Origin of the sequence: Microbispora sp. NBC_01389 (genome assembly GCF_045040095.1) — a bacterium.
In the GTDB taxonomy this organism is placed as follows: domain Bacteria; phylum Actinomycetota; class Actinomycetes; order Streptosporangiales; family Streptosporangiaceae; genus Microbispora.
Genome location: NZ_CP109552.1, coordinates 4,035,315 through 4,047,276, shown reverse-complemented (window position 1 = coordinate 4,047,276; position 11,962 = coordinate 4,035,315). Strand labels below are relative to the sequence as shown.

At 71.3% G+C, this 11,962-nt stretch carries 11 protein-coding genes; 3 read left to right on the top strand and 8 right to left on the bottom strand.

Translation table 11 applies throughout. From position 1 onward, the window contains the following. Positions 1-117: 117 nt before the first annotated feature. Positions 118-1,521, bottom strand: coding sequence for a M1 family metallopeptidase (locus tag OG344_RS18260; RefSeq protein ID WP_405084128.1), 1,404 nt, complete (start codon positions 1,519-1,521; stop codon positions 118-120). Positions 1,522-1,647: 126 nt separating this feature from the next. Here OG344_RS18260 and OG344_RS18255 point away from each other — a divergent pair, with 126 nt between their 5' ends. After that, positions 1,648-2,415 carry an ATP-binding cassette domain-containing protein gene (locus OG344_RS18255; protein WP_405084127.1) on the top strand — a complete coding sequence of 256 codons (768 nt, stop codon included), beginning with the start codon at positions 1,648-1,650 and terminating at the stop codon, positions 2,413-2,415. Further along, positions 2,412-3,083 carry a hypothetical protein gene (locus OG344_RS18250; RefSeq protein ID WP_405084126.1) on the top strand — a complete coding sequence of 224 codons (672 nt, stop codon included), beginning with the start codon at positions 2,412-2,414 and terminating at the stop codon, positions 3,081-3,083. The genes OG344_RS18255 and OG344_RS18250 overlap by 4 nt, the downstream gene beginning before the upstream one ends. A gap of 33 nt (positions 3,084-3,116) precedes the next feature. Here the strand turns inward: OG344_RS18250 and rlmN are convergent, their stop codons facing one another. Further along, the gene (gene rlmN / locus OG344_RS18245; protein ID WP_327044495.1) at positions 3,117-4,232 is read right to left on the bottom strand and encodes a 23S rRNA (adenine(2503)-C(2))-methyltransferase RlmN; all 1,116 of its coding nucleotides are present in this window, start codon (positions 4,230-4,232) and stop codon (positions 3,117-3,119) included. Positions 4,233-4,337: 105 nt separating this feature from the next. Between rlmN and OG344_RS18240 the strand changes: the two genes are divergently transcribed. Next, entirely contained in the window at positions 4,338-5,372 is a 1,035-nt protein-coding gene (locus OG344_RS18240) for a suppressor of fused domain protein (protein ID WP_405084125.1), read from the top strand. 16 nt (positions 5,373-5,388) lie between these two features. Here OG344_RS18240 and OG344_RS18235 read toward each other — a convergent pair whose 3' ends face one another. From OG344_RS18235 to OG344_RS18210, 6 genes are all read right to left on the bottom strand, one after another. Further along, the gene (locus OG344_RS18235) at positions 5,389-6,342 is read right to left on the bottom strand and encodes a phosphatidate cytidylyltransferase (protein ID WP_405084124.1); all 954 of its coding nucleotides are present in this window, start codon (positions 6,340-6,342) and stop codon (positions 5,389-5,391) included. Between the two features lie 113 nt (positions 6,343-6,455). Continuing rightward, the gene (frr, locus tag OG344_RS18230) at positions 6,456-7,013 is read right to left on the bottom strand and encodes a ribosome recycling factor (protein ID WP_327044492.1); all 558 of its coding nucleotides are present in this window, start codon (positions 7,011-7,013) and stop codon (positions 6,456-6,458) included. Positions 7,014-7,022: 9 nt separating this feature from the next. Then, positions 7,023-7,793 carry a UMP kinase gene (pyrH, locus tag OG344_RS18225; RefSeq protein WP_327044491.1) on the bottom strand — a complete coding sequence of 257 codons (771 nt, stop codon included), beginning with the start codon at positions 7,791-7,793 and terminating at the stop codon, positions 7,023-7,025. Between the two features lie 46 nt (positions 7,794-7,839). Then, complete coding sequence (gene tsf, locus OG344_RS18220; RefSeq protein WP_327044490.1) at positions 7,840-8,673, bottom strand: translation elongation factor Ts; 834 nt, start codon at positions 8,671-8,673, stop codon at positions 7,840-7,842. Positions 8,674-8,866: 193 nt separating this feature from the next. Continuing rightward, a complete protein-coding gene (gene rpsB / locus OG344_RS18215) occupies positions 8,867-9,847 on the bottom strand; it encodes a 30S ribosomal protein S2 (RefSeq protein ID WP_405089116.1) in 981 nt (326 codons plus the stop codon). 332 nt (positions 9,848-10,179) lie between these two features. After that, positions 10,180-11,709 (bottom strand): CoA transferase, encoded by a 1,530-nt coding sequence (locus OG344_RS18210; protein ID WP_405084123.1) that lies wholly within the window; start codon positions 11,707-11,709, stop codon positions 10,180-10,182. Positions 11,710-11,962: the final 253 nt, after the last annotated feature.

Here is an 11,962-nt window from a genome sequence, read left to right as displayed (position 1 = left end):
GGGGTCGCGAACGCCGTGGGCGTCACGGTGACGGCCGCGCGGAGAGGGCGGGTGCGGGGGCGGGTGCGCGGGCGGCGGGTGTCTCACCGGCCGCCCGCGCCCGCCCGAACTCGTCACTCAGAGCTTGGGCTTGTGCGCCTTGTACAGCCAGGCGTCGAACAGCGCGCCGAGGTCCTGGCCGGAGAGCCGCTCGGCGAGGGCCACGAAGTCCTTCGTGGTGACGGTGGAGTGCCGGTTCTCCTCCGTCCACGTGCGCAGCAGCGTGAAGAAAGTGTCGTCGCCGATCTTCTTGCGCAGGGCGTGCACGGTCATGGCGCCGCGCGTGTAGATCGCGTCGCCGTCGAACATGCCGGCGCGCCCCGGATCACCCGTCTTGAGCTTCCAGAAGTCGCCGCCGCTCTTCTTCTTGTAGAGCTTCGCGAAGGTCTTCTCGGCCGACGGGCCGCCGTGCTGCTCCTCGTACAGCCACTCGGCGTACGTCGCGAAGCCCTCGTTGAGCCAGATGTCCTTCCAGCTCCGCAGGCCGACGCTGTCGCCGAACCACTGGTGGGCCAGCTCGTGCACGATGACCAGGTCGTCGGCCATGCCCTTGTCGTACACCGGCCTGCCCTGGGTCTCCAGCGAGTAGAAGACGCCGAGCCGGTCGGCGATGCCGCCGGTGGACGAGAACGGGTAGGCGCCGAAGACCTTCGACTCCCATCTGATCGCCTTGGCGGTGGTGCGGTGCAGGTACCTGAACTCCTTGGCCAGCGAGGGGTCGTACGCCGTGATGTTGGGGATGCCGTCGACGGCGCCCTCGGTGACCTTGAACTTCCCGATCGCGACCGTGGCGAGGTACGGCGCCATGGGCTGGGACATCTCCCACCTCCACGTGCTGTAGCCGCCGCGGACGCCGACGATCCCGGAGTTCTTCGGCTCGCCGTTCGCGAGGACCGTGACGCCGTGGGGCGCGGAGATCTGGAAGCTGAAGGTGGCCTTGTCGCGCGGGTTGTCGTTGACGGGGAACCAGCTGCGGGCGCCGTCCGGCTCGGCCACGACAACGGCGCCGTCCGTGGTGTTGATCCAGCCGGAGGCGCCGAGCGCCTCGTCCTGGATCGGCTTCGGCCGGCCCGCGTAGGACACCTCGACCGTGAACTTCTCCCCCGACGGCAGCCCGTGGCGGGGGGTGACGACGAGCTCCTGGCCCTTCCGCCGGTACGCGGCCCGCTTGCCGTTCACCTCGACCCGGCTGATCTTCGGCCCGGAGAAGTCGAGGTTGAAGCGGGACAGGTTCTTGGTCGCCGTGGCCGTGATCGTGGTGGTGGCGCTGATGTGGCGCGTCTTCGGCGTGAACCTCAGCTTGATCGTGTAGTGGCCGGCGTCGTACCCGCCGTTGCCCGCGTGCGGGAAGTACGGGTCTCCCAGGCCGGCGGAGCCCGGCGTGTAGGTGTCGGCCAAGGCCGCGGGGGCGGCGACCAGGGATGTGGTCAACGTGAGACCGGCGGCGAGGACGGCCGCCAGGGGGGATGATCTGCGAAGCATGAGCACCATCGTGGTGCATCAGGCCATCGAATTGGCACTTGTTGCGATTCATGGGGGTTTTCAGGATGGACCAGTGATCACGAATCACCGAAACGGCCGTAAATCCTTCGGTAGGCTCGGGGACCTATGCGGATCGCCAGCGTCTCCTTCCGGTACGGACGGCGCGACCCCTGGGTCCTGTCCGACGCCGACCTGGTCCTCGATCCGGGGGACGTCGCCGAGGTCTCAGGCCCGAACGGCACCGGCAAGTCGACCCTCCTGCGGCTCGCCGCCGGGCTGCTCAGGCCCGTACGCGGACGCGTGGAGGGCCGCCCCCGGGTCGTCGGGTACGCCCCCGAGCGCTTCCCGGCCGACCAGCCGTTCACGGTGGCGGCCTATCTGCGGCACATGGCGGCGGTCCGCGGGCACAGCCGGATCGGGGGCCAGGACGCGATCGGCCACTGGAGCGAACGGCTCGGCATGGACCACCTGCTCGGCCGGAACCTGCCGGACCTGTCCAAAGGCAGCGCCCACAAGGTGGGCCTCGCCCAGGCGCTGCTCGCCGACCCGGGGCTGCTCGTGCTCGACGAGCCGTTCGCCGGGCTCGACGCCGCCACCCGCGCCGAGCTGCCCCGGATCATCGCGGAGATCGGCGCGCGCGGCGGGATCGTGGTGGTGAGCGACCACCAGGGCGACCTGCGCGACTTCCCCGGCCTGCGCCGTTTCGAGGTCCGCGACCACGCCGTACGGGAGTTGAAGGTCGAGAACACCGGCGAGACGCCCCTGACCGTGCTGGAGGTGGCGGTGGCCACGCCGAAGGCCGCTGACCTGGCCGACCGCCTGCGGGCCGAGGGCTGCACGGTGCGTATCACGGCGCCTATCACGGCCCGCGTCGCCCGGGAGGCCGCGGAATGACCCCCGTGATCGCCCTGACACGGTTCCGCATCGCCGGATACGTCGCCTCGCACCGGGCCCTGCAGCCACTGATCGCGCTGCTCGCGCTGCTGGCGGTCCTCTACGCGGGCGCCGTGCCCGCCGGTCAGGAGATCGCCGCCACCGCCGACTCGGCGGCCATGCTCGTGCCGGTGCTCGCCTGGGCCGCCCGCGGCCTGCTGGACACCGAGCCTGACGAGCAGCGCGCCGTCGCCCTGTCCGCCCTGGGAGCGCGGGAGCCGGTGAGCGGGCTGCTGGCGGCGTTCGCGTCGCTGCTCGCACTGGCCGCGATCGCCGAGGCCGCGTTGCTCGTCCGCCTGGCCGGCTCCCCCAGCCTCTCCGTGCTGCTGACCGGCGTGTGGCTGCATCTGCTGTCGGTGGCGGCGGGGCTCGCCCTCGGGGCGTTGACGAGCCGCCCGATCCTGCGTTCCCCGGCGGTCTCCACGATCGCCCTGATGCTTGGTTACCTGTGGATGCTGCTGGTCAGCCTCACCGGGGCCCGCTGGCTCACCGTGCCGGTGCTGGGCTGGATGCGGGACGCCCACCACGGGGTGCTGCCGGCGAACCCGCCCCTGCTCACGGCGCAGTCGCTGCTGTGGCCCGCGATCGGCCTGGCGGCCTACACGTGGCTGCGCCGCACCCGGCCGTAACCTGCTACGGCCGGTCCCGCTACGGCTGGAGCCTTATGGCTGGGGCGCGGCGGCGAGCTGGCCGCATGCCCCGTCGATCTCCCGTCCCCGGGTGTCCCGTACGGTGACGGCGACGCCGTGGGACTCCAGACGGCGGACGAAGGCCCGCTCGTCCTCGGGCCGCGACGCGGTCCACTTCGAACCGGGGGTGGGGTTGAGCGGGATGAGGTTGACGTGGACCAGCTTGCCCTTGAGCAGGCGGCCGAGCAGGTCGGCCCGCCACTCCTGGTCGTTGACGTCCTTGATCAGCGCGTACTCGATGGAGACCCGCCGCTTGGTCCTGGCCGCGTAGCTCCAGGCCGCGTCGAGCACCTCGGCGACCTTCCACCGCGTGTTGATCGGCACGAGCGTGTCCCTGAGCTCGTCGTCCGGAGCGTGGAGGGAGACGGCGAGCGTCACCGGCAGGCCCTCCTCGGCCAGCTTGCCGATCGCCGGCACCAGGCCGACCGTGGAGACGGTGACCCCGCGGGCCGAGATGCCGAGGCCCTCCGGCGCGGGATCGACCAGGCGGCGGACGGCGCCGATGACGGCCTTGTAGTTGGCCATCGGCTCGCCCATCCCCATGAAGACCACGTTGGTGACGCGGCCCGGCCCGCCCGGGACGTCGCCCCGCGCCAGCGCCCGCGCCCCCGCGACGACCTGCTCGACGATCTCGGCGGTGGACATGTTGCGGGTGAGCCCCGCCTGTCCCGTCGCGCAGAACGGGCAGTTCATGCCACACCCGGCCTGGGAGGACACGCACATCGTGACGCGGTCGGGATAACGCATGAGGACCGACTCGACCAGTGAGCCGTCGAACAGCTTCCACAGGGTCTTGCGGGTGGTGCCGCCGTCACAGGTGATCTCGCGTACGGAGGTCAGCAGCGGAGGCATGAGCTGCTCCACCAGCCGCTCGCGCAGCGGCGCCGGCAGGTCGGTCATCTGCTCCGGCGAGCCGGTCAGCCGGGTGAAGTAGTGCCGCGAGAGCTGGTCGGCGCGGAACGGCTTCTCGCCGATCTCGGCCACGGCCGCCCTGCGCTCGGCCATCGTCAGGTCGGCCAGATGGCGCTGCGGCTTGGCCCGTCGGGGCGCGACGAAGGTCAGCTGCCCGGTCTTCGGCTGCTCGCTCACGCGAAACCCTTTCCATCTCGTCGCGGCCGCCCTCTTAACGGCTGCCGCGAGCGGTTCTACATTCTGTCTGGCGGCGAAATCCCGCAGGCCTACGAGAGGTGAGGTATGGACATCACTGTCGTGCTCACCAGCCCCAACCCCTACGGGAGCCGCACGCTGACGATCGAAGCCGACCGGACCTCCTCGGTAGCTTACCTTCGCGACGCGCGAGGAATCGTCCACGGAGCGGTCTGGCTGGCCAACCACGTGCCCGCACCTGACGAGGACGACCTCGCCCGGGTGGACGCCGGGCTGCCCCCGGTGCTGCCCGCGGCCCGCACCACGCGGCCGCAGGGCACCGCGCCGCTCGACCCCGCGGCGCTGTCGGTGCTGTGGTTCGAGGAGGGCGACGGCGTCGCCCTGTACGAGCACGGCGAACTCCTCGCGGTCATTCCATCGTGGGCCGACCTGGACCGCGGCCTGCCGGGATACGCCAGGGACGCGGTCGGGGAATCGCTGTACGCCTGGTCGCTCGCCGAGGCGCTGGAGGGCCTCGCTCCCCGCGTGGCCAAGGCCCGCGCCTACTGGCAGTGGCGGCAGGCGGAGGGAAGCTGGGCCACCTTCCAGCAGTTCGTGCTGGGCCACCTCGACAGCAGGCTCGGCCCGCCGGGGCGCTACTGGGACGCCGGCGGCGACCGCCTCCCGCTCGTCGGCGTCAGCGAACGCCCGCCGACGTTCACCAGGGACTACACGGTCCTGTCGACCGTGGGCATGAGCTGCCAGCGGATGCCCACCGCGGAGATGTACGACACGGCGTGCCGGGTGGAGCTCGCGCTCGCGACCAGGCAGGATCCGAGGGCCGCCGCTCGGGTGTTCGCCTGGCTCGGGCAGTACCCGTGGCGTTCGGTGACGTGGCTGGGGCATGGCCACACGGCCCGCTGGTTCCAGAGGCCGGCGACGTTCCCCCTGGGCGGCGGGCACGAGGGGGTCCTCATGCTGATGGACCCGCCAGGATTGCCGGACATGTCCGGATTCATGTTTGGCGGGGACGTCGTACGGTGGCTGTGGCTGCTCCCGCTCACCGACGCCGAACTCCGCCTGGTGGCCGAGCACGGTCATCGGGCGGTGACCGAGCGGCTCGCCCTCACCAGCCGGATCTGACTCCGCGACCGGTTCTTCAGGCGACCGGGACGAGCAGCGTGAGCAGCAGCCAGACGGGGACGAGCGTGAACAGCAGCGAGTCGAGACGGTCCATCGCCCCGCCGTGACCCGGCAGCAGCGTGCCCATGTCCTTGATTCCGATGTCGCGCTTGACCACCGATTCGACCAGATCGCCGAGCGTCGCGCAGGCGACTCCCGCCAGGCCGACGACCGCGCCCTCCCAGTATTCGCCGCCCAGCAGGAAGTGCACCAGTAAGGCGCCGGCGACGACGCAGGCGAGGGTGGACCCGGCGAAGCCCTCCCAAGTCTTCTTCGGGCTGATGAGCGGCGACATGCGGTGCCTGCCGAAGAAGATTCCGGCGAAGTAGCCCCCGATGTCGCTGCAGACCGTCACCGCGACGAACACGATCACCCGGTCGGGCCCGTCCTCGGGGGCCAGCAGCAGGGGGACGAACCCGGCGATCAGCGCCGGATAGGCGGCGACGAACAACGCGCCCGTCGCGTCCCTGACGAAACCCTCGGCGCCCTGGAACATCCGCCAGGTCAGCAGCACCATCACGGTCACCGCGAACGCGCCGACGAGGAACGTGGCGCCACCCCAGTACGGGCCAAGCACCATGGCCGCCATGCCCGCGAGCAGCGGCGCGAGGGGCACCCGCACCCCGTGGTCGCCGAGCGCCTTGACGATCTCGTAGACTCCCACGCCGACGGCCATCAGGACCACGACGAGGAACGCCACCTTGACAAAGTAGAGCGAGCCGATGACCACCGCGCCCAGCGCGACGCCGACCGCCACGGCGGCCGGGAGGTTGCGCCCGGTGCGGCCGACCGGCTTCCCGGCGTCTCCGGACGGGTGCCCCGGCACGCCCGCGTGCGCCGGATCATCCCTCTCGGTGCCGTGTCCCGCGCCGGAGGGTCCGGTCGCGCCCTCCGCCGGGTTCCGGTCGCCGGCGGCTGCAGTTCCGTCCACAGCGTCTCACTCTCCATATACGCGTGATCCTTGTGCCGCACCTGCCCATGGCGCGGCACAAGGATCGCGGCACAAGGATCACGGTCATGCCGTCCGGCCCGGAGGCCGCGGCGTCAGACCTCGAGCAGCTCGGCTTCCTTGTGCTTCAGCAGCTCGTCGATCTTCGCGACGTGCTTCTGGGTGAGGTCGTCGAGCTCCTTGACCGCGCGGTGGACCTCGTCCTCGCCGGCCTCGCCGTCCTTGACGAGCCTGTCGAGGATTTCCTTGGCGTGCCGCCGGATGTTCCGCACGGAGACCCGGCCGTGCTCGGCCTTGTTGCGGGCGACCTTGATGTACTCCTTGCGGCGTTCCTCCGACAGGTCGGGGAACACCACGCGGATCACGGTGCCGTCGTTGCTGGGGTTGACGCCGAGGTCGCTGTCGCGAATGGCCCTCTCGACCCCGTTCAGCGAGCCCTTGTCGTACGGCTGGATGAGCACCATGCGCGCCTCGGGGACGTGGAACGACGCGAGCTGCTGGATGGGCGTCGGCGACCCGTAGTAGTCAACGTTGATCTTGTTGAACATCGAGGGCGTGACGCGGCCGGTGCGGATGCTCGCGAAGTCGTCCTTGGCGACCGTCACCGCCTTGTCCATCTTCTCCTCGGCCTCGAGGAGGGTTTCGTCGATCACTGCGGCTCCCTACTTCCCTGCCGGACTCACCAGCGTGCCGATCTTCTCACCGCGGACCGCCCGCAGGATGTTGCCCTCGCCCATGAGGTCGAAGACCACGATGGGCAGGCCGTTGTCCATGCACAGGCTGATCGCGGTGGCGTCCATTACCCCGAGCCCGCGCGTCAGCACCTCACCGTACTCAAGCTGGTCGAACCGGACCGCGTCGGGGTTCTTGCGCGGATCCGAGTCGTACACGCCGTCGACCTGGGTGCCCTTCAGCAGCGCCTCGGCGCCGATCTCCAGCGCGCGCTGCGCGGCACAGGTGTCGGTCGAGAAGAACGGCGAGCCGAGGCCCGCGCCGAAGATGACCACGCGCCCCTTCTCCAGGTGGCGGATCGCGCGGCGGGGCAGGAACGGCTCGGCCACCTGCTGCATCGTGATGGCCGTCTGCACACGGGTGTCGATGCCGCGCTTCTCCAGGAAGTCCTGCAGGGCGAGACAGTTGATGACCGTCCCCAGCATCCCCATGTAGTCGGCCCGGGCGCGATCCATGCCGCCCTGCGACAGGGCCGCGCCGCGGAACATGTTGCCCCCGCCGACGACGACGGCCACCTGCACGCCCTCGCGGACGGCCTCGGCGACCGAGTCCGCGAGCTGGGCGACGACGCGCGGGTCGATCCCGAGGGACTCGCCACCGGCGAACGCCTCACCCGACAGCTTCAGCATCACCCGCTTCCACCGCAGCGGCCCGTCGTACGACGAAGCCGCCGGCGTGGCGGGTCTGGGGTTCTCCTGCACGGCGGCGGCCTCCTCGTGTCGCGTGGGTCGATCCTGGCAATTAAGCCTAAGCCTGGCCGACCTTGTAGCGGGTGAAGGCCAGGACCTTTACGCCGGCCTCGTCCGCGACCTTCGCGATGGTCTTCTTGTTGTCCTTGACGAACGCCTGCTGAAGGAGCGTGAAGTCCTTGTACCAGCCGTTGACCCGGCCATCGACGATCTTCGGGATGGCGCCCTCGGGCTTGCCCTCCTCGCGGGTCATCTGCTCGAACAGCGACCGCTCCTTCTCGATGACCTCGGCGGGCACCTCGGCGGGGCTGAGGTACTTCGGGGCCATCGCGGCGGTGTGCTGGGCGATGTCCTTGGCGATCTCGGCGTTCGGCGTGTCGAGCTGCACGAGCACACCGACGGCCGGCGGGAGCTGCGGGTCGGTCTTGTGCATGTAGGAGGTGATGAAGCCACCCTCCAGCACCGAGAACCGGCGGATCTCGATCTTCTCGCCGAGCGCCGCGTTGGCTTCGTCGAGCAGCTCCTTGACGGTCTTGCCGTTCAGCTCGGACTCGAGCAGGGACGGCACGTCGGCGGGCTTGCTCGCGACGATGTGCGCGACGATGTCGGCGGCGAGCTCCTGGAAACGCTCGTTCTTGGCGACGAAGTCGGTCTCGCAGTTGAGCTCCAGCAGCGCCGCGAGGGAGTCGCCCTCGTGCTTGACGGCCACCAGGCCGTTCGACGCGGTGCGGGCCTCGCGCTTGCCGACGTCCTTGGCGCCCTTGAGGCGCAGGATGTCGACGGCCTTGTCGAAGTCGCCCTCGGACTCCTCGAGCGCCTTCTTGCAGTCCATCATGCCGGCGGCGGTCAGCTCACGAAGCCGCTTGACGTCGGCCATGTTTACGGAAGCCATTGTCCAATTCCTCTTCGGGACCCGGATGCGAATCGTCATGGGGGCGGGGCCGGCCGGTGTGGCGCGCCCGCCCGGTGGAGCCGTGGGCGCCGGTGCCCGGTGCGGCACCGGCGCCTGGGACCAGGTCTTCCCTGGGGTCCCCGCCTGTCGGAAGCGGCCGAAGGCCGCGCCGGCGGGGACCGGTGGCCGATCCCTAGGCCTGCTCGCCCTGCTCGCCCTGCTCGCCCTGCTCGGCGGCGGGAGCCTCGGCAGCCGGGGCCTCAGCAGCCGGAGCCTCAGCAGCCGGAGCCTGAGCGGTCTCGACGGCCGGAGCCTCGGCGGTGTCGGCGGTCTCCGTGGCCTCGGCGACCGGCGCCTCGGCGGCGGGGGCCTCGGCAGCGGGGGCCTCGGCAGCGGGGGCCTCCAGGAGCTCGCGCTCCCACTCGGCCAGCGGCTCGGCGGCGGCGACGCCCGCGGGCTTCTCGTCACCGCGGCCGGCGCCCGCACGGGTCATCAGGCCGTCGGCGACGCCGTCGGCGATCACGCGAGTGAGGAGGCTGACGGCGCGGATGGCGTCGTCGTTGCCCGGGATCGGGTAGTCGACCTCGTCCGGGTCGCAGTTGGTGTCCAGGATCGCGACGACCGGGATGCCGAGCTTCTTGGCCTCGTTGATCGCGATGTGCTCCTTCTTGGTGTCCACGACCCAGACCGCGCTCGGGACGCGGGCCATGTCACGGATACCGCCGAGGGTGCGCTCCAGCTTGTCCTTCTCGCGGCGGCGCATGAGGAGCTCCTTCTTCGTGAGCCCGGAGGCGGCCACGTTGTCGAAGTCGAGCTCCTCCAGCTCCTTGAGCCGCTGGAGCCTCTTGTGCACGGTGGAGAAGTTGGTGAGCATGCCGCCCAGCCAGCGCTGGTTCACGTACGGCATGCCGACGCGCGACGCCTGCTCGACGATCGACTCCTGCGCCTGCTTCTTCGTGCCGATGAACATGATGGTGCCGCCGTGTGCGACGGTCTCCTTCACGAAGTCGTAGGCACGGTCGATGTACGACAGCGACTTCTGCAGGTCGATGATGTAGATGCCGTTGCGCTCGGTGAAGATGAAGCGCTTCATCTTCGGGTTCCACCGGCGGGTCTGGTGGCCGAAGTGAACGCCGCTCTCCAGCAGCTGCCGCATGGTGACGACAGGGGCCATGGTCATGGTCCTCCATGGTCGTGTGCCCTCGGGCACGGTCTCGGTTGGTCACGCGGGCCCTGTTGCCCGCGCCCTGACGCCCCGGGCCGCCGCTTTCACCGGACGTGGTCCGGACCGAGAAAGGCGGCTCGTGAATGGGCGTGCGAATTCGGCCTAACAGGCCGTCGAACAGTCTACCCGGATCCGCCCCTTCCGATGACCCTCCACGGGCGCGGCACCCGGCGGCACCCCGCACGCTCCACCCGGCACCCGGAAGAGCGGCCTTGACCTCGGCGATTTCCGCGGGTGCGGCCCGCTCGGAGCGCCCCTGCGGCTTCAGGCACCCAGCGGCTTCAGGGGACCCAGGCGGCGGGGTGCTCGCCCTGGCGGGGCGGCGGGGTCGTCCAGCCCGGCCGCGCACCCCCGGCGAGGCCGGGAGGCGTCACATAGGTGAGCGTGCCGAAGGGGCTGTCCATCGTCGCCAGCAGATCCTCGGCCGGGCGGAGTGGCACTCCCCCGCCGTCGATCCGGCCGAGATCGTCGAGCCACGCCGCGGTCCTCGCCAGCGACACCTCGACGTGCCAGGAGCCGCCTTCGGCCGCGCGCCGGATCAGCGCCGCGACCGCGCAGAAGGCCGCCAGATATCCCGTGCCGTGGTCGAGGGCCTGGGCGGGCAGCGGCGCGGGCCGCAGGCCGTCGCCGTTCTCATGGGCGATCCCGCTCGCCATCTGGACCAGACTGTCGAACCCCCGCCTGGAGGCCCACGGCCCCCGGCTTCCGTAGGCGGAGACGTCGACGCAGACGACGCCGGGCCGCAGGGCGGCCAGGTCGTCCGGCCCGAAGCCCCTGGCCTGGAGCGCCCCCGGCCGATACGCCTGGATGACGACGTCGGCCCCGCGGACCAGCTCCCGCAGCCGGTCCCGGCCCGCCTCCGAGCGCAGGTCGACGTGGCACGACCGCTTGCCGAACGCCGTCTCCACCACGAGCCCCGGCACCTCCGGCAGGTGCGCGGCGCCCACCCGCAGGACCTCCGCGCCGTAGGCCGCGAGCGTGCGGGCGGCCACCGGGCCGGCGATCACCCTGGTGAGATCGAGCACCCGGACGCCGCTGAGCGGTCGTTCCCCGCCGCCCGCGCCGCGCTCCCCCGCCTCGCCCCGGCTCGGACCGTGCCCCCCGGAAAGGCCCACACCACCGCCTGGGCCGCAGGCCCCACCTCGGGCTCCACCGGTACCGGCACCGTCATCCCGGCCGCCGGGGCCGGAGAGCCAGGAGAGACCGACCAGAGGGAGGCCGGCCAGGGCCTGCGCTTGGGGATGCGCGAGCCATTCCGCCCTGCTCCGCATCGCGGCTGCGCAGCCACCCTCCCGGACGACCGCCTCCTCGACCTCCACGGCCGTACGACCGGCGCACGCCCTCTCGACGGCCTCCCTGCCCGACCCCGGGGCGAGCCCGAGCGCGCGCAGTGCGGCGTCCCGGTGGTGGTCGAAGTTGCAGTGGAGCCGGACCCAGCCGTCGGAGGCGGCGTAGTCCCCCGACAGAGCCGCCCAGACGTCCATGGCCTTCCCGTCCGTACGGAAGTGCCGCTCGCTCTGGAAGGCCACGGCGGCGTGGCGGACGTCGATCGCCACCTCGGGGTCACGGCTTCCCGGCGCAGGGATCGGCTCGGGGTTCGGCTCGGGGCTCGGTTCGGGGTGCGGCTCGGCGGCGCGCCCGCGTCGGGCGGCGTACGCGGCGACGGCGGCGCTCACCGCGCCGGCCGATGCCGCGGCCATCGTGCCGAGCCGGAAGACGGACGGCAGCACGGGGTCCTGTCCCGTGACACGCACGGCGGGCAGGGCGACTCCGACGCTCGCCCCCAGCTCCGCGATCAGCTTTTCGATCACCACTGGCTCCTCACTCCCGAAACGCCCGGCGGATGCTCCGCTCGCATGACCTGTCACGTCACCGCGGCGCTCCGCCGTCCCGCCCGCACGGACCGGGGCAAGTATCCACACCCGTGCCCAGCCTGCCGTGCCCGCTCCTCCCGATCTCCGGCGGCGGACCGAGCTGTGGACAAGAAAGCGCTTTCGGTTCCGCGCCTGTGGAGCACTCCGCCTGTCCACAGAAAGGCGTTCGGCAGGACGCGGCTGAGGCGGG